This window comes from Corynebacterium vitaeruminis (assembly GCF_001054325.1).
GTDB classification, from domain to species: domain Bacteria; phylum Actinomycetota; class Actinomycetes; order Mycobacteriales; family Mycobacteriaceae; genus Corynebacterium; species Corynebacterium vitaeruminis_A.
The window spans coordinates 73,589-94,941 of the sequence record NZ_JVVM01000010.1 but is presented as its reverse complement, the minus strand read 5'-3'; the positions used below and the strand labels follow the sequence as shown (position 1 = coordinate 94,941).

Genomic DNA, 21,353 nt, shown 5'->3' with positions numbered 1-21,353 from the left:
ATTTGGGCGAGCCCCGAAACGAGCCTCCTGTACTCCGCCTTCCCGGCGGTGTGCCCTCAGAATACGTCCGCGTCAAAGCGACCGTCAATAGTTCTTTTTAAAGAAAACCCCAACGGGGGCAACGGGCGCATTTTCCCTGCTAGAACGCTATGGCAAGTACCACGGCACAGACAGCGCACGTTACCTCAATGACCGCACCAAACACGTCACCGTTGACTCCGCAGAACCTCTTGACGCAGTGCCGTGTCAGCAGCAGCGTAACGCCCAAGCTCAGTGCACAAGCGACCACGCCCACGAGCCCAACCATCCAGCCCGACACAGCTAGTAACAGTGTCCACCAGCAAGCGACTGTCACTGTGGACTGAGTACCAGCAGTCAAAGAGCCGAAGCCGCTGCTCGAAAAAGGCGGAAAGTCACGCCAGCAGGCAGTCGTTGCCGCCGCGCGAGAGGCTACAAAAGGCAAGCACAGTGCAACCACCCCAGGCCACACCTGGCCGCCAGACCACTGCGCCAGCACACTCGCCACGATTGCCGCAAAAGCAGTGGTGGTGGTCAACATCGTTAGCACAATGGAGCCCACGCCCATCGGGCCTGTGCTGGGATCTCGCAGCACCTCCTGCGCCCCCTCCGGCGGCTTATATGAGCCCAGGGCATCCGCCACATCCGCCAGCCCATCCAAGTGCATCGCTCGGGTCAACATCTGCGCCGCCACCATGATCAGGGTGCCGCCGAGGATCGGGGTGACGTCGTAAAGCGGGGGCGTGCGTAACGACGTTGTTGCAAACAACCCCGCGGTGATGAGAACGGCGCCAGCGGCGGGGACGAGCCCGGCTACTGGCAGTGCGGCAATGGCGCGGCGGCCGGTAATGCGGTCGAACACGCTCGCGCCTTTGAAAGGCAGGATGGTGAGCCAGGACAGGGCAGTGGTGATGGCCTCGGCGAGGGCATTGCCGTGAGCGGAGAGATCGCCGTTGAGGTTGTCTTGGTGAGACGGGCCGGCTTTGTCGGACAAGTCGATTAGTCCTTGGTGCTCACGCCTGCGTCGGCGAAGGTGGCCATGTTGCGCAGGACTGATACGCCGGACTTAACCAGCGGTAGGGCAGCGACGGCACCGGAGCCTTCGCCGAGACGCATCCCGTATTCGAGAAGTGGTTCCTTATCCAGGTGTCGAAGGGCAAGTGCGTGCGCGGGCTCTGCTGACCTGTGGCCAGCGACCCACCAATCGCGGGCGCCCGGAGCGAGCTGGTCAGCCAGCAGAGCAGCGGAAGTGACAACCACTCCGTCCAAAATTACAGGAGTGCGACGCACAGCTGCTTGCGCCAAGAATGCCGCCATCACGGTCATATCCGGCGAGGAAATGCGACGGAGCACCTCAACCGGGTCATTGCGCAGCCGGCGGACGCGGAACATGGCATCGCGCACGGCAGCGACCTTGAGTTTCCACCCCTCGTCATCAATACCAGTGCCTCGGCCGACGACGACCACCGGTTCGGAATTGGTCACGGCACCAATCAGTGCAGCGGCCGGAGTGGTGTTTCCGATGCCCAGGTCGCCGGCAATGAGCAGGTCAGCGCCTTCATCAACAGCGGCGTCGGCAATAGCGATGCCCGTGCGGATTGCCCTATCGACCTCATCCTCGCTCATCGCATCCTCGCGGTCGATAGAGCCACAGCTGCGACGGATACGGTACGGCCCTTCGGCATCGTGATCGAGGGAAATGTCAACACCGGTGACAGAGGCCCCTGCGATGTCAGCGATAGCGTTCACGCCGGCCCCCTTTGCCTCGATATTGGCAAGCATCTGGATAGACACCTCGGGTGGATACGCGGACACGCCACCTTGGGCAACGCCGTGGTCACCAGCGAAGACGTAAACGCGGCAATCGTTCAGGTCACGCGGAGGGCATTCGCCCTGACAAGCAGAGATCCAAATACCAAGCTCTTCCAACCGGCCAAGTGATCCTGCGGGTTTAGTCAACTGCTCATGGCGCGCGCGGGCGGCCTGTTCAGTCTCTTCGTCAGGGCGTGCTACCGGTCCAAAATAATCCGCGTTCATACTCTCAAACGCTACCCGAAAATGATTTGTGTACCGACCATTGGTGGGCAGTTATTCGCCTTGTTAAGAAGACCGTCACAGGGAGAGGCGCGGAGTGAACCTAGCTCGCCGCCTTGACTTCCATGGGGCAACCAGCCACAACTAGGACAACACGATCGCAGACAGCTGCGAGCTGCTGGTTGAGAAGACCAATTTCATCACGGAAAAGCCGCCCTGAGCGGTGCTCGGGAATGACACCGAAGCCCACTTCGGGCGACACAATGAATAGGTCGGAATCTTCGGGGAAGTTGCGCACGGCGTCGATAAGCGAGTGCGTCCACTGCGCGACGCTGCCCCTGGGCGCCTCCCATAGCCCCTGCACGTCGATGATGTGCGTCAGCCAGGTGCCGACATCGTCGAGCAGCATGCGCCGCTCCGGCGACGCGAGAGCTTCCGCCGCATCGACGTCATCAATCGTGTACCACGACACTCCGTGCTGTTGTGCTTGTGCTTGACGACGAATGCGGTGCTCCTCGACCCTGGAGTGAAAGTCACTATCACCTGGCCAGGGCCGTGCCGTTGCGATGTAGTGGAGCGCGGTTGAGCCAGCGGCATCTGTGTCATCGCCGGTTGAGGCTGCGGCGGTGGCCAACAGCTCGTGCTCAGCCCATGAGGACTTGCCCGAGCGGGCGCCACCGAGAACCAGAGTGCGCATGGGGGATGGAGCTACTTAATCTCGTCGCCGATGTTGACCTGCGGACGCGGAGTACGCAGACGACGCGGCTGAGAAGCGCGGGAGTAAGCGTAGAAGCCCAGCCCCCAGGAGCCCTCCGTGGTCTTTGGGAAGCGCTCACGCGTCAGTTTGTTGGCACGGCGGCCGATGTAGATGCCCTCGATGATCAGGGCAATGATGAGAACCATCGCGATGAGAGATGCGATGTTGGCCAGTTTCGGCAGGGAAGTGCCAATCATCATAATCAGCAGCAGAATCAGCGCGAACGGGAGGAACACGTTAGCGAGGAAGCGACGGGAATCGACCCAGTCGCGGACAAACTTGCGCTCAGCGCCCTGGTCTCGTGGCAGCATGTACCGCGGATCGCCTGCGGCCATACGCTCGTCGGCGATGCGGCGCTGCTCACGGCGCTCGGCGCGCTCGCGAGCCTTGACGGCCTTGCGCTCCTCCTTGGACATGGATGCCTTGAGCTCCTTGCGGCGCTGGCGAGCTTCCTTAGATGTTAGCGGTGCTTCGACCGGGCCACGGCGGATGCCGCGTTCGCGCTCAACCTCGTTGCGTTTCGGGGTGGGGCGCCCCTTCTTGGGAGTAAAAGCACCGCTGTGCTTCTTCCCGGACTGCTGAGACTCTGCAGCGGTGTCCTTGGCTCCGCTGGTGGCTGCGTCGTCAGCGTTGGCTGCGGCAGCCTTAGTTGCGTCAGTTGCCTTGGACTTCTTGTCATTCTTTTTCCACGGTAGATCCACGACCCCAGATTATAAGGTCTCCAAGGTGCTTCCCTAATTAGGCTGCAGGTTGAGATCGGATGGGGCTTTGAGGGCGGCCGTGGTGCGGCTGCGGTGTAGTGACGGGGCGGCTGCGGTGTAGTGACGGGGCGGCCGTGGTGCGGTTGCGGTGTCGTGGCAAAAAGAGACTTCGGAAAAAGAGAACCACGAATTGGGAATTAAAGATTGGTCGGTAAGGTTGTGATAAATAATGACGTAGCCGACCTTGGGGTCGACTCGCACACTTAAACACTTCAACAAGGAGGACACGCGCTATGACTACTGCTCAGAGCACTGGCGTTACCCTGACCGAAGCTGCGGCTGCCAAGGCAAAGGCACTTCTGGATCAAGAAGGTGCCACCGACCTGGCACTGCGTATTTCCGTGGCTCCGGGCGGCTGCGCCGGCCTGCGCTACCAGCTCTACTTCGATGACCGCAGCCTCGACGGCGATGTCTCCGAGGTTTTCGGCGGCGTCAAGCTGGTCGTTGACCGTCAGTCGGTTCCGTACCTGTCTGGTGCCACCATCGACTTTGCTGACACCATTGAGCAGCAGGGTTTCACCATCGACAACCCGAATGCCACCGGCTCCTGCGCTTGCGGTGACTCCTTCAACTAAGTCATTAGCTGAGCAGAGCTGCTAGCAGGCGCTGTAAAAGCGACGGATAGTAAAAGGCTCGGACCCACCCGTGTTAACGGAGTGGAGTCCGAGCCTTTTTAGTTCCCGCAGATACGGTGGGTTAAAGGACAAAAGTGTGTTCATCCGGCGTGTCGCCGGGTGGGCATCTTTTGGTACTTAGCTCGCAATGCGAGTTGGCGACTGCGTTTATGTTTGGCGGCGGTGGGTCGATGCGGGTTAGTGACTGCGGTTATGGCAGGCGGTGGCAGGCCAATGCAAGTTAGTGACCTCGCTTATAGCAAAAATGGTCCGAATTATGGTCTGAAAGTGCTATAAAGTTGGGCAGTTTCATACTTGCAGCCCGTATTCACATGTGTATTCACGTGTGCAGCCCGTAATTTTTGGGGATGGTGCCGTTTTTCTTCATCTGGCCTGCGCATATGGGGCTTCGGGGTCTGTTTCGTGTCGTCTGGAAAGCAAACCAAGACCCCGTTACCACGTGCGCGTGCCAGTATGGTGGATTGAATGAAAAATGGGCTTATATATGGGCTTATATAAGGAGCGAGACCTTGTATAAGCTCTATAAGCCCAATCTATGGGGTCTGGCCAGTCACTATCTTGAGCGTCAGACACACTTTGTCTATTAACCGGATACGGTGGCGGCTGGCCAGGGCTGGTGGGGGCCAGCGGGCTAGGGCCAGGGGGACTTTTGACTCAAGCATGACCTATGGCTCGAGACTAACGTTTGGTCGCATATAGGCGACCATAGGTTGACCTTGGAGCCAAACGTCAGCTGTGAGCCATAGGTGCCAAGAGTGGCCATAGCTGCCGGGCTATAGGTGCCAAGAGCAGCCGGGAGCTACCGGGGGCAGGATGAGGTTGGCGCGCGGGGACCGTCGTAAAGCGAACCAGACCGTCCTAAGAGCGAACTAGAGCTCGACGGGGTAGTCGCGCTGCTCGATGTCCGGCGTGATGCGGTCTTCGATGAAGATGCCGTGCCAGACCATGAACGCCAGGATGGTCCAGAGGCGGCGGGAGTGGTCGCGCTCGGTCGGGTGGTGCTCGGCGAGCATCTTGAGCACGGCGTCCTTATTAATGAACTCATCAGTCTGGGACTCGCGGATGATGTCCTCGGCCCAGCCGTGGAGCTCGTCGCCTGCCAGCCAGTGGCGAATCGGCACTGGGAAGCCCAGCTTGCGACGGTTGAGCACGTGTGCCGGAACGATCTGCTCCATTGCGCGACGCAGTGCGTACTTGGTAGTGCCGTGGGAGACACGCATGTCCACAGGCAGGGTCTGCGCGACATCGAAGACCACACGGTCGAGGAATGGCACGCGCAGCTCCAGGGAGTTAGCCATGGTGATTTTGTCGGCCTTGACCAGGATGTCGCCACGCAGCCAGGTGAACAGATCCAGGTGCTGCATACGGGTCACCGGGTCCCAGCCTTCAGACTGCGCGTAAATCGGCGCTGTGACATCGCTGTGGTCCCATTCCTTCTTTGCCCACGGTAGGACTTCCTGCAGCTGCTCGAAGTTAAAGGAACGGGCATTGCCGTAGTAGCGCTGCTCCAGCGGAGTGGTGCCTCGCTGCAGCAGGGACTTGCCGCGCATGCCCTCCGGCAGAGCCTCACCGACCTTAGCCAGACCGCGCAGCAGGGGAGAGGGGACCTTCTCGAACGCCTTCAGCGACAGCGGCTCCTTGTAAATGGTGTAACCGCCAAAGAGCTCGTCTGCGCCCTCGCCAGACAGCACGACCTTAACGTGCTTGCGGGCCTCTGCCGCCACGAAGTACAGCGGTACCAGCGCAGGGTCAGCTACCGGGTCATCGAGGTACCACATGATCTTCGGAATCGCACCGGCGAACTCCTCCGGCGAGACGACCTTCACGATGTGCTCGACACCGATGGCAGCGGCAGACTCCGCAGCCACATCGACCTCGGAGAAGCCCTCGCGCTCGAAGCCAGTGGTAAACGTCAGCAGGTCCGGGTTGTGGCGCTTGGCCAAAGTTGCAATAGCAGTGGAGTCAATGCCGCCCGACAGGAACGAACCCACCGTGACGTCGGCACGCATATGCTTCTCGACGCTGTCCTCCAGCGCACGGGCAATGCGGTCAAATACGTCCTGCTCAGCGCCCTTAGCCACCGGCTGAATCGGGAAGTTCGGCTTGAAGTAGCGCGTCTGCTTAACCTCGCCACCGGGTGTAACGATGGCGGTGCAGCCCGATTCCAGGCGAACAATGTCGGTGTGCAGAGACTCCGGCTCCGGCACATACTGCAGGTCGACGTAGTGCTCCAGCGCGCGCTTATTCAGCTTCTTCGCATCGATGCCCATCTCCGGCGCAGCTTCGAGCAGGGACTTCTTCTCAGAACCGAAAATCGTGCCGCGCTCGGTGGTGGCGTAGTAGAGCGGCTTAATGCCGAACGGATCGCGCGCCAGGAAAAGCTTGCGCTCGACGCTGTCCCAGATAGCAATGCCGAACATGCCGCGCAGGTGCTTTACGACGTCCGCTCCCCAGTGGTGGAACCCAACGACAATAGGTTCACCATCGCCGGAGGTATTAAAGGTGTAGCCTACCTTCTCCAGCTCCTCGCGGAGTTCGACGAAATTGTAGATTTCGCCATTGAAGGTCATGGAGTAACGATTCGGCTGATCCTCCGGTCCCCACTGCAGCGGCTGGTGGCTGTGGGCGATATCAATAATGGACAGGCGGTTGAAGCCAAAAACGGCGTCCTCATCGTGCCAAGTGCCCGCATCGTCAGGACCGCGGTGCCGCATGCAGGGCAGAGCCCTTTCGACAACGGGAACGAGCTCCGCTGCGTCAGAGTTTGCAGTCAGGATTCCGAGAAGACCACACATGCTTCGTGCGCGCACCTTTCACTTAGTGTCACTTAGTGGATTTCGGCGGCTCCGTAGCCAAAGACTCAGCGCGACTGGTTGTCGTCTGAGCCGGTGGCCGTGAAGGACCGCCGCGTGGCTGAGTAGTTGGGTTGAACCAAGATTTGGCTGGGCTAAACCCTATATTGGCGCCACATAGAAATGCTGCACCTACTTTAATGCCTTTTGAGTCAAAGAGAGAATGTCTGAGTCTGCCGTGTCTAGGTCTCGGAGCGGATTGCGTGGAGCGGTACGTGTGTCGGTGCGTGGCGCAAACACTAAAAAATTCATAGAGTTGAGAGCGTCAACTGGGTGTAACTGGTGAGAATGCCACCCCCGATAGGCGGGTCTTTCTCAGTATTTTATTAGGGCAGATATACTCAAAGGCACCCCACAGCCATATTTATTGTGGAGAAAGCTTAAGAATCGACTACTCTGCTTGGGTAGGACGAAACCTTAATCGGTTATCGAAAATTGTGTGGATCAGGAAGGCAGACACACGTGAATCAGCGTAGAAAGTTCGGAGTCGCCCGTAAGCTTGGCGTCCTCGGCGTTGCCGCCGGTAGCGCAGCCCTGCTTGCCGGCTGTGACGTTAATCCTCCGGAGAACGGCTTCTTCAAGCTGCTCCGCTTTGGTTGGCCGGAAGGTGTTACCCCGGAAGCGCAGTCCATGGGTAACTTCTGGGTTTGGACCTGGGTTGCAGCTTGGATTATCGGCATCATCGTTTGGGGTGTCACCCTTTACTCGATGGCAAACTTCACGGCTAAGAAGGCTGAGAAGAAGGGCAAGGGCGAGTTCCCGCGCCAGACTGCATACAACGTCCCGGTTGAGCTGTCCCTGACCATTCTTCCGATTCTGATCGTGATGGCTCTGTTCTTCTTCACTGTTCAGACTCAGGACAAGGTCACTGCTCTGGATAAGGATCCAGAGGTCACTGTCGACGTCACCGGTTTCCAGTGGAACTGGAAGTTCGGTTACGCCAACATCTCCGCTGACCTGATGGGCGGCCAGGAGTACAACGGTCGTATTGAGAAGCCGGCTGATGAGCAGTTCTTCACCGAGGGCGGCCACGAGGTTCCGTCCGACGAAGACCGCGCAAAGCAGAAGGAGTACCCGGTTCACGGTCGCTCCAAGGAGAGCCTCGACTACCTGCACTACGACGAGATTGAGACCCTCGGTACCACCGAAGAGGTTCCGGTCCTCGTTGTTCCGGAAGACACTGCAATTCAGTTCGACCTCGCGTCCGCTGACGTGATTCACTCCTTCTGGGTCCCTGAGTTCCTCTTCAAGCGCGACGTGTTCCCGCACCCGGAGGCCAACAAGTCCAACCGTGTCTTCCAGATTGAGAAGATCGACTCGGAGAAGATGGCTAACCGCCCGGAGGACAACCCGAGCGACAAGGTCAAGAACGCTTTCGTCGGTCGTTGTGCCGAGATGTGCGGTACCTACCACGCAATGATGAACTTCGAGATTCGTGCTGTCTCCCGCGAGGCATTCACCGAGTACATCAAGTTCCGCCAGGAGAACCCGGAAGCTACTAACGCTGATGCTCTGAAGCACATCGGTGAGCCGGCATTCGCAGTCTCCACCTCGCCGTTCAACTCCGGTCGTGTCGACACCCGCGACATGGGTGACCGTGGTGCTAACACGATTGACCTGAACGCTACCGCCAAGTAAACCCAGCAAGATTCTTACCTAAAGGAAGTTCTCAAATGAAGTCTGCAGCAAAGCTCTTCTACGGACTTACCGTGTTCCTGGGGTTCATGGCTGTCGTCTACATCTTCGGCACTCAGTACCTCCAGGACACCGGTAACGTCATCAACGAAAGCCAGGGTCGCCTTGAGTGGGCCGGCGCAACCGGCCTGGTCCTCGCAGCTCTGATGACTCTGATGCTCGGTGGATACTTCCACTTCACTGAGCGCCGCTCCGACATCACCCCGGCCGACTTCGAAGAGGCAGAGGTTGCCGACGGTGCTGGAACCCTCGGTTTCTTCTCCGCTAGCTCGATTTGGCCGTTCGTGATGACCATGGGCATCCTGCTCATGGGCTACGGCATCGCATTCATGGCCTACTGGCTGATTGTTCTTGGCGCGGTAATCCTGATCGTCGCCACCACCAAGCTCAACACTCAGTACATCACTCCGCCGGAGAAGCACTAGTCCGAGTGCAAGCCGACTGAACCACAGTCGTAGATAACCGAAAAGTCTCTCCCACTAACAAGGACGTTAGTGGGAGAGACTTTTTTGTTTTGCGATTCGGCATTAAGCGAATTCGACAGGTTTTTGCCCCTTAGGTAACTCGACGACTTCGCCGTCGGTCACCTGCAAATGACGCGCCTCGAGCGAGTTGATCATGCGGTGATCGTGGGTAATCACAATAATTGTGCCTTCAGCAGACGCTATAGCGTCCTGGACCTGCTCGATTAGATCCACACTCAGATGGTTAGTAGGTTCGTCGAGAAGCAAAATCTCTGGTGGATTGGCGACAACGAGCGCCAATGCCACACGACGCTGCTGTCCGATGGACAGATCACCTACAGGCCGATTGGCGTCCTCGGGGCTAAGCAGCCCAAAATCGTCGAGAGGCACACGCGCATTGGGCGCAAGATCGTACAATTCACGGGCGGACTTCTTTGGATTCTCCCAGTCTTGTTCTTGCGCCAGCATGGCTACTCGACAGTCCTCGCCGATGCGCACCTCGCCAGCCTGCGTCTCAACTTGCCCCATGATGGTTTTGAACAAGGTAGATTTACCGGCCCCATTCGGGCCGGTGATGACAACTTTGTCACCGGGCCGAATAGTCAGCGAACCAACCCGAATACGATCTGGAACGACTACCCCGCGCATCTTGATGTGGAAATCTTCATCGCTCCCCGAAGCAGCGCGCTTGGTTGGCAGAGGTGCGGTCAGCGGCGCGTCAAAGCCCAACAGGGCCGGGGGCCGCTCTACCCCTTCCTCAATGAGCTCCTCGAGTCGCTGTTTAGCAGAACGCACGCGACGGGCGATTTGCCGCTCGACACGACCCCCACGGCGGTCATAGGCCATCTTGTTGTTATCAGTCATTGCACGCCCCGGAGAGACCTCACGCGCACCATTCTCGATGGTGTCCTCCAGCCGATTGCGCTCATGCTCCTCAGAGCGCCACTGGTGCTCCCACAACTCACGCTGGTGGTGACGGTGCTTCGCATAGTCGGAGTAGTTACCGCGGAACAGCCCAATGCCCGGACGCCCCGGCACCAAGTCCCCAATCACAGTACAAACGGCGTCCAGGAAGTCACGGTCATGTGTTGCCACCACAACCACTCCAGGGTGGTTCTGAATGGTGTCAATCACAAGCTGGCGACCGCGTTCATCGAGATGGTTGGTGGGTTCGTCGAGAAGCAAAATCTCTGGCTTTCGGATGAGCGTAATCGCGAGCCCCAGCCGCGCCCGCTGCCCGCCAGAAATCTCGGTGGTCAGTTGCTCTGTCAGGGGAGCACCGTCCGGAGCAGTGCCGGTCAGGCCGAGGTGATCGAGTACAATCTCCGCGTTATGTTCGGCGTTCCAATCGTCGTGAGCCATGACGTCCGAGAAGACCTTCGAATACGCCTTCTCCGCCGCTTCAGATTCCTCTGGGGACTCAGCTACGGCCATCGCCTCAGCTGCCTCTTCCAACTCCGCTAGACGACGTTTCGAGGGGCCGAGAGCTTCATCGATAAGCATTTGCACCGTGGAGTCGAAAGGCGCTTCCAGCTCTTGGGACCCGAGCACACGCGTGCCAATGTGAGTCACGGTACCGCTCGTGGGCCGACGACGACCGGACAGTAGCCAAAGAAGAGTGGATTTGCCGGCCCCGTTGTCTCCGACCAGACCGAGAACGTCGCCGTCGGAAAGCGTAAGCGAGACATCGCGCAGAACGGGCGTGGCTTCGTAGTCGAAGTTGACTCCGTTGGCGACCAGCTGCGTGGCGTTGTTGGAAAGATCGGTGGTGGGGGAGGGGCTCGTAGACATAAGTCCATTTTAGTACTGGTAGACAGCACATTTGGTATCCGACATTTTTGGGCTGTAGCGAAGCCAAAGGAATTTTGGGTAACAAAAAACCACCCCGGACAACATCCGAATTGAATGTCGACCGGGGTGGTCTTATTTGAGCGCAGTAGAAAAACTACCGCTGCGTTCTACTGCTCGAGCTGGCGACGCTCTTCAGCGTTTTGAGCTTCGAGGTCACGGAACATCTGAGCCTGCTGCTCGTGGTTCTCGTGCTCGATACGAGCTGCCTCTTCAGCGATCTCCGGGGAGTCCGGGGTGAAGAAGCTACCGCGACCCGGGCTACCAGCGGCGCCCAGTTCGTTCATGGTCTTCGGGACGTAAGCACCCTGGTACTCGAGAGGAACGGCGTGGCCGTGCTCGTCGACCGGACCCAGTGGCTGGTGGACCTCGATGAAGGAACCATCAGGCAGCTGGTTGATAACGCCGGTCTCAATACCGTGCTCCAGGACAGCGCGGTCAGAGCGCTGCAGGCCGATGCAGATTCGGTAAGTGACGAAGTAAGCAATCGGAGGCAGGATAATCAGACCGATACGGCCAACCCAGGTCATAACGTTCAGCGAGATCTGGAAGTGGTAGGCAATCAGGTCGTTACCACCGGACAGGGTCAGCAGGGTGTAGAACACCAGAGCCATGGCACCCAGGCCGGAGCGAACCGGCACGTCGCGCGGACGCTGCAGCAGGTTGTGGTGAGCGTTGTCGCCGGTAATCTTCGCTTCGATGAACGGGTAAGCGAAGAGCAGGACAACCAAAATACCACAGAGCAGGGCGACCCAGAAGACTGCCGGGATGGTGTAGGAGCCCAGGTAGAGCTCCCACGGTGGCATGACACGGGCAGCACCGTCAGTCCACAGCATGTAGATATCCGGCTGGGAACCAGCGGAGACCTGCGACGGGTTGTACGGGCCAAGGTTCCAAATTGCGTTGATCTGGAAGATACCAGCGAACAGCGCCAGGAAGCCGAAGGTAATCAGACCGAAGGAAACGGACTTGACTGCGAAGATCGGGAGAATACGAACGCCGACGACGTTGTTCTCAGTACGACCAGCGCCAGGGAATTGGGTGTGCTTCTGGTACCAGACCAGAGCCAGGTGAGCGGCAATCAGACCCAGCAGCAGAGCCGGGAGAATCAGCACGTGTGCAATGTACAGGCGCGGAATGATCAGGTCACCCGGGAAGTCGCCGTTGAACATCATCCAGTGCAGCCAGGTGCCGATAATCGGTAGGCCAATGATGATTGCGGACATAATACGCAGACCAACACCGGAAAGCAGGTCGTCCGGCAGGGAGTAACCCATGAAGCCCTCTGCCACGGACAGCAGCAGCAGGATGGAACCGATGACCCAGTTAGCCTCACGCGGCTTGCGGAATGCGCCGGTGAAGAAGATGCGGAACATGTGCGCCATGATGGACACGGCGAACAGGAGAGCACCCCAGTGGTGGACCTGGCGAATGAACAGACCACCGCGAACCTCGAAGGAGATCTGCAGGGCGGTCTCGTAGGCGCGAGACATCTCGACACCGTTGAGTGGCGCGTAGGCACCGTCGTAAATGACCTTCGACATCGACGGGTCGAAGAACAGAGTCAGGTAAACACCCGAGAAGAGCAGGACTACGAAGGAGTAGAGTGCAATCTCACCCAGCAGGAAGGACCAGTGGGTAGGGAATACCTTATTGAGCTGCTTACGCATGCCGCCAGACAGGGTGTAGCGGTCATCCATATTCTTAGCAGCGGTTGCTAGTTTCGTTGGATTACTCATGACTGACGCTCCCAGAATGCCGGACCGACGGGCTCAATGAAGTTGCCCTCTGCGTACATGTAGCCTTCTTCATCAACGCTGATCGGCAGCTCCGGAAGAGCGCGAGCAGCTGGACCGAAGACCGGCTTGCCGTAGTGCAGTGCATCGAACTGCGACTGGTGGCATGGGCAGAGAATACGGTTCGTCTGCTGTTCGTACAGAGAAGTCGGGCAACCAATGTGTGTACAAATCTTCGAGTAGGCGAAGTAGTCGCCGTAGTGGAAGTTTTCCTGACCCTTGCGCAGGATTGCCTTTTCTGCGTCCTGAGAACGCAGACGGATCAGCATGACCGAGTTACGGGAGCCGTGAATCGAGTGCATGTGAGCCTCGTAAACATCGGCATCCTTGGAGTACTTGTCGCCGTCGTTGACGTCCTCCTCCGGAAGCGGGAAGACAGTTTCCATGGAACCGGCGGACAGGTCCTCTGGGCGGAGGCGTACCAGGCGGGAGACACCCTTGGTGGTGTAGCCGTGCTCGCCCTCTTCAGCGATAGCACCGGTGTCGCGGCCCAGGTAAACCTTGTGGCCCTTTTCAACGAGGGTCCAACCGGTGGTCCACAGGGTGCCGTCACCAGTGACGTCAACGTCGTGGCGTGGCTTCCACGGGTTCTTAATCATGCCACCAATCGGCAGGATCATGCCGATACCAGCCAGGACGGCACCGGTGCCAAGGAGGCCCTTGATAGCGGAGCGACGACCCAGGGTGGAGGTCTGCCAAGAATCGTTCAGCAGGGCAACGATGGTCTTCTGGTCGACTTCTTCGGACGGACCATCGTGGCGACGCTGAACCGAAATCTCTTCTGGGATGAAGCGCTTGGTGAACTTAACTGCACCAATACCCAGGGTGAGAATGCAGCCGCCGAGAGTGATACCCAGCAGCGGGGTGTACATGGTGTACAGCCACAGACCCTCTTCGCCGTGACCCTTGTAGTGCCACGGGTAGAACAGGTAGATGGCGATGAATGCCAGGCCAAGAATGACCGACAGTGCCAACCAAATGGTGACACCGCGAGCCGCGCGCTTTTCAGCCGGGTCGTTGGCAATCGGGAAGCGTTCCTTGCGGTAAGCAATGGTCACGTCATCGAGTTCAGCACCCAGACGAGCGAGATCCGCATTGCTCATCTTCGACAGCTCTTCGGAGCTGTACTTCTTGTTTTCGTGATTACTCATCGGCGGGATCCAATCCAAAGAGCGGCCGCTACGAGAGCGACGATGCCTACAATCCACATGACAAGGCCTTCAGCAACCGGGCCAATGCCACCAATGCCCCAACCACCCGGGGTTGGAGTCTCCTTGGAGTTCTTGATGTAGGCGATGATGTCCTTCTTCTCGTCAGCAGACAGCTGGCGGTCAGAGAACTTAGGCATGTTCTGCGGGCCAGTCAGCATGGCCTGGTAAATCTCCTGCTCGTTAGCAGGATCCAGAACCGGTGCGTACTTACCGCTGGACAGTGCGCCGCCACGACCGGTGAAGTTGTGGCAGGAAGCACAGTTCAGACGGAATAGCTCGGAACCGCGAGCAACGTCAGCCTTGTCAAGCTCACCGTTAGGGCCGGCGTTCTTACCACGGAGGGACTCCATAGCGATGGAGCCGTCCTCATCGCGGACGATGCCAGCGCCGCCACCGTTAGCCTGGACGTAGGCTGCGATAGCCAGCGTCTGCTCTTCGGAGTAACGCGGGGTCTTACGTGCTGCCTGAGCTTCGTTGCGGAGCATCGGCATACGACCGGAGTGAACCTGGAAGTAAACCGAGCCCTCGCCGACGCCAATCAGGGACTTACCGCGGTCCTTAACGCCCTGAAGGTTGGCGCCGTGGCAAGTAATGCAGGCAACGTCGTAGAGTTCCTTACCCTGCTGAATCATGGCGGCTTCGTCCTGCTGTGCAGTAGCCGTCTGTGCATCAGGGGTCAGAGCATTCGCGAGGAAGCCTGCGCCGGTGAGGGCGAGAGCCATAGCCATAATGCCGGAGGCAGTACGGCGCATCTTGCGGCGGCCCTTTGACTTCGGGGCCGCAGCCAAGGACGTGGTGTCCTTGGTTTCGGAGGTAGTGTTTTCCATCTTTTTCCCTTTGAGACTGTTCGTGGAAAGTGGATGGGCTGTAGGCCGTACTCAACAAAGGACGGCCGATACGGCCTACTGGATGAAGTAGATGGTGATGAACAGGCCAATCCACACGACGTCGACGAAGTGCCAGTAGTACGAGACCACAATGGCAGCAGTGGCCTGTGCCGGGGTGAACTTCGCCTTGGAGGTACGGATCAGCACCACAACGAAGGCCAGCACACCCGCGAGAACGTGGGCTGCGTGGAAACCGGTGGTGATGAAGAAGACCGAACCGTAAATGGAGTTCTGGATGGTCAGACCGTGGCTGACCAGGGTGTAGTACTCGTAAGCCTGGCCAACGAGGAAGATCGCACCAAGTGCGGTAGACAGTGCGTACCACTTACGGAGTGCGAAAACGTCGCCACGCTCGGCCGCGAACACGCCCCACTGGGCAGTGAACGAAGACGACACTAGGATCACGGTGATCACCAGTGCGTACGGGACGTTGAGGTGGCCGGTACCCCAATCCCACGATTCGCCCTGGCCGTTCGCGCGTGACACGAAGTACATCGCGAACAGACCGGCGAAGAACATTAATTCCTGAGACAGGAACACAATCGTGCCGACACTGACCATATTCGGTCGGTTCAGTGTCGCAGCACGACGTGGTGCTGTCATACCTTGATTTTCAACTGCGCTCGTCACATCTAACAGTATGTACTGTTCTTAAGGAGTAGTCACGTTGCAACCCCCATTTTTGTAAAAAAATTCCTAAAAACCCAGGTCGCAAGGAAAGGTTTCTGAGAATTTCACTAATTTTCCCCCCGGTGGGAACTTTCCGGTGTCGCTATCCGACGCGGTCAAAATTCTGCTTTCTGCTCTACTGAGATACCTAGAGTCCATCCCCCTGGACTTTTCGGGCTCGCCTCTGTCTGGGCCAGCATCGGCGATACATGTGCGTTAGCTGTCGGTCAGTTTATCGCAGGTTTGGCTCTATTTAATACCGTATTTTTCCAGTTGCCCCAATGGGGGTGAGATTTTCGGCAGACGCAAAAGGCGGACCTGGTGATGCGCGCGATATGTGGGGGAGGTATCTTGTCTTATTACGTACATCATAGTAGAAGTTTCCCAATTTGCGACTGGCGTAGTGCACCTAGTGAGCAGTATAAGCAGCAGTACTAAGGTGCAGCCGTATTAATAAAGTACGTGTACAGACTTGACTATCTAGTGGAAGGGAGTGGCGATGAGCGAGATCGGCGATAAGAGGGCGGTCGAAAACTGGCGCCATGTTCTCTCCACGATTGGCGCTGGCCGCGAGGTTTCGGGTGAGGGCATTCGATTCGCAATGGATCAGATTATGTCCGGTGCTTCCGGGGATGTGCAGACTGCAACGTTTGCATTTGGTCTCCTCGCTAAGGGGATTACGGCTGCCGAGCTCGACGCTGCAGCTGAAGGCATGCTCTCATTTGCCCGTCCTGTCCATGATCCACAGCTCGCCGGTGTTATTGAGCGCGGTGCGGTCGATATCGTGGGCACCGGTGGGGATGGCGCAAATACCGTCAACATCTCCACGATGTCCATGATTGCCATCGCCGCCTGTGGTGTGCCGGTGCTCAAGCATGGTAACCGCGCGGCTTCTTCGAAGTCGGGCGGCGCTGACATGCTGGAGGCCTTTGGTATTGATATTGAGGACGGTCTCGTTACTTCTTCGGAACATCCGGATTTTTATGTTCGCTTCCTCTTTGCTGCTCGCTTTCATCCGGCCATGCGCTTCGCTGGACCGGTGCGCAAGGAGCTAGCGGTTCCGACAGTCTTTAACCTGTTGGGGCCGCTGACGAATCCAGCACGACCGCAGGCGAGCTTGATTGGTTGTGCTTTCGAAGATCAGATGGAGACGATGGCGAACACCTTCGCCCGCCGTGGTCAGCGTGCGTTGGTGGTTCGGGGCAGCGACGGTCTCGACGAGATTACCGTTACTGGCCCCACCAAGGTCTTCATTGTGGAAAACGGTGAAGTCGCCGAAGACGTCATCGATCCTCATGACTATGGCATGGAGTACTCCGAGATTGATGCTCTTCGAGGCGGTGACCCCGCTTACAACGCTGATGTTGCACGCCGCATTTGGGCTGGCGAACTCGAAGGTCCGATTCGCGATGCAGTCATCCTTAACTCGGCCGCCGCAATTGCCATTTCGCGTGGTCTGGGTGGCCGTCCGCTAAAGGAAGTCATGGACGACTCGATTGAAGAGGTCAAGGAAACGCTCCAGTCGGGGCTGTGCATGGACATCCTTACCGCTGCAATGAAGGGTTAAGGTTCGCGTCGCGCTTCACGACGTGCTTGCTGCGCGTCAATAGCCCACTGAAGGTATTTTCCTGCGCCCAACCTGGGATAGGAATACTCGCCTCCGGTGGGCTTTATTCGTACCTCTGGGCGTTGTAGCCATTTCCAGATAATGCTGAGTTCATCAATCGATGCTCCTTTATATAAGGAGTCATCTGGAGTAACTGTTTGAGCTGAATTCTCCATGAGGTCGATGATGTAGTTCATATCCGCGCCGCGTGGCGCGGTGCTGGCGCCGGCCAACCTGCCGTAGCGAATTTCCGCTAAATGCCAGCCGCCATTGCCATCAGGGAATGCTGCTTGTAGGGATGGGATGGCTGCAAGCATGCTCAGGCGCTGCTGCTTGTCCAAGCTGATGATGAATTCCGCAGTGCGGTCACGCTGCAGTGCCGCGCGTTGGAAGCGGTGTGCTTCGGCAAGTGCTGATATCTCCACAATCATGTCTGCGATTTCATCGGTGCCGGTGGTGGAGATCTGGGCGGTTGTTATCGCAAAGTCGTCGTGAAGCTCGGAGAACCTGTCGCGAATGGCGGTGGCCGTGTCGCGTGTGCGGAAGGGGCCGAGGCTGCGAGCATCGGTGGCTGCCCGGCTGATTTTGGCTGGCCGACCGGGGCCAGCGGGGACAATGTACCAGCCGCGAGTTGGTTCGGTGCGCTGCCGGTTGTAGGGCGGGCGGAGCGCGGAGATTAGACGCGCTTCGCGGATTTCGGCAGCGAAGCCGTGTGGGCACTCGATGATCTCGACACGTTCGGCCAGGGAGACCATTTCCGTAATTTTGCGACGCGAGTCAGTGCCGTTGAAATACTGCAGGAGTCTACGTCGCAAATCGAGAGCTGTCCCTATATATAAGGGGTCGTCGTTTCTCGAGCGAAAAACATAGACGCCAGGGGAGTGCGGGGCATCATCGGCAAGGTGTCGTTTAGCGCGGATCTCGGGAACGATGGTGGGCGAGTAATGCACTAGCTCGGAGGCTGTTTGGACTTCATCGCTGGCAAGTCTCTCCATGAGGTAGTGAAGAACATCGACGGTTGCGATTGCGTCGTCAAGCGCGCGGTGAGTGGGACGATTTGGAGAACCGACGTACCGTGCGAGCTGTGAGAGTTTGAAACTGCCAACTTGTGAGCGGTCGAGGACACGACGGGCCAATGTGAGAGTGTCTACGACGCTGGGGCTTGGCCAATCTACGCCCAAATCCGTGCAAGCCTGGCGGAGGAATCCAATATCGAACTTGGCGTTATGCGCGACCCAAACGCTTCCCTGGGCGAATTCTAGGAACTGAGCTATGACAGTGCCGAGTTGTGGGGCGGACTCAACATCGGCGGTGGTGATGCCGGTGAGAGACGTAATGTGGTCGGGGATTTCCATGCCCGGGTCGATGAAGCTGGAAAAGGTGCCAATTGTTTTACCGCCACGGGTTTTGACGGCCCCAATTTCAATGATGTGGTCGTTCTTGGCCTTCAGTCCGGTCGTTTCCAGGTCTACAACGACAAAGGTGGTATTGAACAGAGAATCATCGACGGCGCCTCCGAGGGGGAAGTGCTGTTGTCCAGAATTCACGTCAATAATCCTATTCTGAGTGCTCCTGATTGTGTTAAATCTGTGAAACTTGAGCAAATTGGGCTTCCGAAAAACTGAGTGTGATGCAAAACACATTCTGGGTTCGTGGTGAAAATGCGCCGACTTCGAAGTGCTAAGTGTAAAGTTCCCTACGAACTTCAAAACGCCAGGTAGTGATAGATTTATCAAACCGTTATCATTCTGTTGTGGGGGAAGTGTCTAGTTATAACGGGTTGATAACGGTTTAGTTCTATTGATGGTAACAACGCGTCCTAAGGCGGTTTTCTTGACGGATGGCTAGACAAAACTTGATGCCATTTCGTAACCTAATCGAGACATTGAAACGGGGCCACGAAGTTGGTGCCGGTCATTGATAAGAAAACACAGAGCCTTATCGAAGCTCTGGAGGGTCTAAGTAGTGAGAACCTCGAGAGATTCGAGCCGGGGACCCACCTCAAACCTTGGGGGTGAATCCCAAAGGGAAAATCCCGGAGGGTAGGAAGTCTTCCATTCTTCCGAACCCGTCAGCTAACCCGGTCGGCTAAACAGGAAGATTTTGGAGTTTCAAAACAATGGGCAAGCACCACCGCCGTTCTAACTTTGCACGCAACGCAGTCGCATTTGGCGCAACCATCGCAGGCGTTACCGCTCTGGCCGTTCCGGCAGCTAACGCTAACCCGCTGAATGACATCCAGGGCGCACTGAATGGCTTTGATAGCCCGCAGGTTGCAGGTCTGCAGGATGTTGTTGGCAAGGTCAACGAGGTCACCGGTCGGGTTTCCGCTGGCAGCGTTGCAAACGTTGCAGCACCGTCCACCGGTTCGGCAATCGTTTCCGCTGCACGTTCCAAGATTGGTTCCCCGTATGTTTGGGGCGCCACCGGTCCGAACTCCTTCGACTGCTCCGGTCTGACCTCCTGGGCATACCAGCAGGTTGGTAAGTCCATCCCGCGTACCTCCCAGGCTCAGGCTTCCCAGGGTGCCCCGGTTTCCAGCCCGGCACTGGGTGACATCGTCTCCTTCTACTCCGGTGCTACCCACGTCGGTATCTTCTCCGGTAACGGCAACGTGATTCACGCTCCGCAGTCCGGTGACGTCGTCAAGGAAGCTCCGATGAACTACATGCCGGTTCACAACTTCGTCCGCTTCTAATCTGTTTAAACGGACGACAACTTGCGGGGCCTAGTTGCTCCGCAAAGTCTTGGCTCTTTTTAGGGTCACCGAGGTGAGCGCCCGGGTGCTGACGCTATGTACGTCGTAAAGCACTGCGGGAGGCGCTTGCCTCGTTTTTGTTTTTGCACAACGTTTGCACGACGTATGGGGTAAAAGGCCATCCTGAATGCTCCCTTTGGATACCCCTTTACGCTGGTGGTTTGTCAGTGTGTCGTTTCGCGGCAAGGCTGCTACAATTTGCTCGGTTGCGTCAAGCGGTTTGATGTGTAGATTTTCGGGGAAGAAATTTGAATACAAAACTTGAAAAGGGTGTGGATTTGTCGCGTTACCGCGGTTCTCGTTGTCTCCACCACTCTCGTCGCGGTGTCGTCGGACTTACTGTCGCGACTGGACTGACCTTCGGCTCTGTGAGCCTAGCGCCGATTGCGTCTGCGCAGGATGAGCAGCCTGCCCCGGATTTGGCTACTGCCGACGGCATCATCGCCGAGCTGGAAAAGATTTCTCGGGATACCGAAGGGGTTTCTGAGGAAGTTACCGAGCTGGATTCCCAGGTTCAGGCCAAGGAAGAGGAACTCCGCCGCGCCGAGGGCGAACTGCAGAACGCTGAAGATCAGGTTCTTCGAGCGCAAGATGACCTCAAGGTGCTATCTGGTGAGATTTCGTACTTCGCTAAGAAGCGAATGCGAGGCGAAATCGTCGACCCGTTGTCCGCTGCGCTCGGATCTACCAGTGCCCAGGACGCTATCGACCGTGCGGGATATATCAACAAGATGTTCCGCGACAATGACGAAGTTGTCAGCCGTGCGGTGCAAGCCCGCAAGGATGCGGAGGATGGCAAGGCCAATGCGCTGCGTCTGCAGAGTGATATCCGCAAGCAGCTCGATGACCTGTCCAAACGCCGCGATGATTTGGACAGGCGCAGCGCCGAATTTGATGAGCGCGCAGAGCGCGTCAAGTCCATGGTTGATTCGCTGAGCCCCGAGCAGCGGGAAATTTGGATTTCCAAGAACAACCCAATCACCGAAGGCCTGGATAAGCTGCTCGGATCCTCCGGGGCAGTCGATGCCGCGATGTCCAAGCTGGGTTCCCCGTACTCGTGGGGAGCTGCTGGTCCCTCCGCATTCGACTGCTCCGGTCTGATGTACTGGGCGTACCAGCAGATTGGTAAGTCCATTCCGCGTACCTCGCAGGCGCAGCTCGCCGGTGGCACCCCGGTAAGCCGTGACCAGCTGCAGCCAGGCGACATCATCGGTTACTACCCGGGAATCACGCACGTGGGCATGTACATCGGCAACGGTCAGATTGTCCATGCTTCCGACTACGGCATTCCGGTCCAGGTCGTTTCCATCGACCAGGGCGGCCCGTACCAGGGCGCTGTCCGCTTCTAACTAGCGGCAGGCG

General features: G+C 57.8%; 17 protein-coding genes and 1 riboswitch. Of the genes, 6 read left to right on the top strand and 11 right to left on the bottom strand.

Going from position 1 to position 21,353, the window contains the following annotated elements; genetic code table 11:
• Positions 1 to 139: 139 nt before the first annotated feature.
• The 4 genes from ADA16_RS02915 to ADA16_RS02900 form a co-directional block, all read right to left on the bottom strand.
• A complete protein-coding gene (locus ADA16_RS02915) occupies positions 140 to 1,012 on the bottom strand; it encodes an adenosylcobinamide-GDP ribazoletransferase (RefSeq protein ID WP_048759032.1) in 873 nt (290 codons plus the stop codon).
• A 5-nt stretch (positions 1,013 to 1,017) separates the two neighbouring features.
• Positions 1,018 to 2,055, bottom strand: coding sequence for a nicotinate-nucleotide--dimethylbenzimidazole phosphoribosyltransferase (gene cobT, locus ADA16_RS02910; RefSeq protein ID WP_048759029.1), 1,038 nt, complete (start codon positions 2,053 to 2,055; stop codon positions 1,018 to 1,020).
• A 100-nt stretch (positions 2,056 to 2,155) separates the two neighbouring features.
• Positions 2,156 to 2,749, bottom strand: a complete 594-nt coding sequence (locus tag ADA16_RS02905) for a bifunctional adenosylcobinamide kinase/adenosylcobinamide-phosphate guanylyltransferase (protein ID WP_048759028.1) — start codon at positions 2,747 to 2,749, stop codon at positions 2,156 to 2,158.
• 11 nt (positions 2,750 to 2,760) lie between these two features.
• Entirely contained in the window at positions 2,761 to 3,510 is a 750-nt protein-coding gene (locus ADA16_RS02900) for a DUF3043 domain-containing protein (protein ID WP_048759026.1), read from the bottom strand.
• Positions 3,511 to 3,803: 293 nt separating this feature from the next.
• Here ADA16_RS02900 and ADA16_RS02895 point away from each other — a divergent pair, with 293 nt between their 5' ends.
• Positions 3,804 to 4,145: a HesB/IscA family protein gene (locus ADA16_RS02895; protein ID WP_048759023.1), complete on the top strand. Its 342-nt coding sequence runs from the start codon at positions 3,804 to 3,806 to the stop codon at positions 4,143 to 4,145.
• A gap of 929 nt (positions 4,146 to 5,074) precedes the next feature.
• Here ADA16_RS02895 and asnB read toward each other — a convergent pair.
• Complete coding sequence (gene asnB, locus ADA16_RS02890; RefSeq protein WP_048759021.1) at positions 5,075 to 7,000, bottom strand: asparagine synthase (glutamine-hydrolyzing); 1,926 nt, start codon at positions 6,998 to 7,000, stop codon at positions 5,075 to 5,077.
• A gap of 519 nt (positions 7,001 to 7,519) precedes the next feature.
• Between asnB and ADA16_RS02885 the strand changes: the two genes are divergently transcribed.
• Both ADA16_RS02885 and ADA16_RS02880 read left to right on the top strand, forming a co-directional pair.
• Positions 7,520 to 8,695 carry a cytochrome c oxidase subunit II gene (locus ADA16_RS02885; protein ID WP_048759019.1) on the top strand — a complete coding sequence of 392 codons (1,176 nt, stop codon included), beginning with the start codon at positions 7,520 to 7,522 and terminating at the stop codon, positions 8,693 to 8,695.
• A 35-nt stretch (positions 8,696 to 8,730) separates the two neighbouring features.
• Positions 8,731 to 9,177 carry a cytochrome c oxidase subunit 4 gene (locus tag ADA16_RS02880; protein WP_048759017.1) on the top strand — a complete coding sequence of 149 codons (447 nt, stop codon included), beginning with the start codon at positions 8,731 to 8,733 and terminating at the stop codon, positions 9,175 to 9,177.
• Positions 9,178 to 9,279: 102 nt separating this feature from the next.
• Here the strand turns inward: ADA16_RS02880 and ADA16_RS02875 are convergent, their stop codons facing one another.
• From ADA16_RS02875 to ADA16_RS02855, 5 genes are all read right to left on the bottom strand, one after another.
• Positions 9,280 to 11,007 carry an ABC-F family ATP-binding cassette domain-containing protein gene (locus ADA16_RS02875; RefSeq protein ID WP_048759016.1) on the bottom strand — a complete coding sequence of 576 codons (1,728 nt, stop codon included), beginning with the start codon at positions 11,005 to 11,007 and terminating at the stop codon, positions 9,280 to 9,282.
• 167 nt (positions 11,008 to 11,174) lie between these two features.
• Positions 11,175 to 12,803, bottom strand: a complete 1,629-nt coding sequence (locus ADA16_RS02870; protein ID WP_048759014.1) for a cytochrome b — start codon at positions 12,801 to 12,803, stop codon at positions 11,175 to 11,177.
• On the bottom strand, positions 12,800 to 14,011 hold the full coding sequence (locus ADA16_RS02865; RefSeq protein WP_048759012.1) for a ubiquinol-cytochrome c reductase iron-sulfur subunit: 1,212 nt from the start codon (positions 14,009 to 14,011) through the stop codon (positions 12,800 to 12,802). The genes ADA16_RS02870 and ADA16_RS02865 overlap by 4 nt, the downstream gene beginning before the upstream one ends.
• Complete coding sequence (locus tag ADA16_RS02860; RefSeq protein WP_048759010.1) at positions 14,008 to 14,898, bottom strand: c-type cytochrome; 891 nt, start codon at positions 14,896 to 14,898, stop codon at positions 14,008 to 14,010. The genes ADA16_RS02865 and ADA16_RS02860 overlap by 4 nt, the downstream gene beginning before the upstream one ends.
• Positions 14,899 to 14,973: 75 nt before the next feature.
• Positions 14,974 to 15,588, bottom strand: coding sequence for a cytochrome c oxidase subunit 3 (locus ADA16_RS02855; RefSeq protein ID WP_152680714.1), 615 nt, complete (start codon positions 15,586 to 15,588; stop codon positions 14,974 to 14,976).
• 538 nt (positions 15,589 to 16,126) lie between these two features.
• Between ADA16_RS02855 and trpD the strand changes: the two genes are divergently transcribed.
• The gene (trpD, locus tag ADA16_RS02850; protein ID WP_048759006.1) at positions 16,127 to 17,194 is read left to right on the top strand and encodes an anthranilate phosphoribosyltransferase; all 1,068 of its coding nucleotides are present in this window, start codon (positions 16,127 to 16,129) and stop codon (positions 17,192 to 17,194) included.
• On the opposite strand, the gene ADA16_RS02845 is transcribed toward trpD, so the two are convergent.
• The gene (locus ADA16_RS02845) at positions 17,191 to 18,780 is read right to left on the bottom strand and encodes a DEDD exonuclease domain-containing protein (RefSeq protein ID WP_048759004.1); all 1,590 of its coding nucleotides are present in this window, start codon (positions 18,778 to 18,780) and stop codon (positions 17,191 to 17,193) included. The two genes, trpD and ADA16_RS02845, sit on opposite strands and share 4 nt — an antisense overlap.
• Positions 18,781 to 19,193: 413 nt before the next feature.
• Positions 19,194 to 19,338, top strand: a riboswitch (cyclic di-AMP (ydaO/yuaA leader).
• A gap of 14 nt (positions 19,339 to 19,352) precedes the next feature.
• Here ADA16_RS02845 and ADA16_RS02840 point away from each other — a divergent pair.
• Entirely contained in the window at positions 19,353 to 19,931 is a 579-nt protein-coding gene (locus ADA16_RS02840) for a C40 family peptidase (RefSeq protein WP_048759003.1), read from the top strand.
• 338 nt (positions 19,932 to 20,269) lie between these two features.
• Positions 20,270 to 21,340, top strand: coding sequence for an NlpC/P60 family protein (locus ADA16_RS02835; protein WP_414629641.1), 1,071 nt, complete (start codon positions 20,270 to 20,272; stop codon positions 21,338 to 21,340).
• Positions 21,341 to 21,353: the final 13 nt, after the last annotated feature.

Bases quoted from the DNA above. Each gene is read 5' to 3' on its own strand.
- cobT (WP_048759029.1), bottom strand. From the start codon at position 2,055: ATGAACGCGGATTATTTTGGACCGGTAGCACGCCCTGACGAAGAGACT.
- ADA16_RS02905 (WP_048759028.1), bottom strand. From the start codon at position 2,749: ATGCGCACTCTGGTTCTCGGTGGCGCCCGCTCGGGCAAGTCCTCATGG.
- ADA16_RS02895 (WP_048759023.1), top strand. From the start codon at position 3,804: ATGACTACTGCTCAGAGCACTGGCGTTACCCTGACCGAAGCTGCGGCT.
- asnB (WP_048759021.1), bottom strand. From the start codon at position 7,000: ATGTGTGGTCTTCTCGGAATCCTGACTGCAAACTCTGACGCAGCGGAG.
- ADA16_RS02880 (WP_048759017.1), top strand. From the start codon at position 8,731: ATGAAGTCTGCAGCAAAGCTCTTCTACGGACTTACCGTGTTCCTGGGG.
- ADA16_RS02875 (WP_048759016.1), bottom strand. From the start codon at position 11,007: ATGTCTACGAGCCCCTCCCCCACCACCGATCTTTCCAACAACGCCACG.
- ADA16_RS02870 (WP_048759014.1), bottom strand. From the start codon at position 12,803: ATGAGTAATCCAACGAAACTAGCAACCGCTGCTAAGAATATGGATGAC.
- ADA16_RS02865 (WP_048759012.1), bottom strand. From the start codon at position 14,011: ATGAGTAATCACGAAAACAAGAAGTACAGCTCCGAAGAGCTGTCGAAG.
- ADA16_RS02860 (WP_048759010.1), bottom strand. From the start codon at position 14,898: ATGGAAAACACTACCTCCGAAACCAAGGACACCACGTCCTTGGCTGCG.
- trpD (WP_048759006.1), top strand. From the start codon at position 16,127: ATGAGCGAGATCGGCGATAAGAGGGCGGTCGAAAACTGGCGCCATGTT.
- ADA16_RS02840 (WP_048759003.1), top strand. From the start codon at position 19,353: ATGGGCAAGCACCACCGCCGTTCTAACTTTGCACGCAACGCAGTCGCA.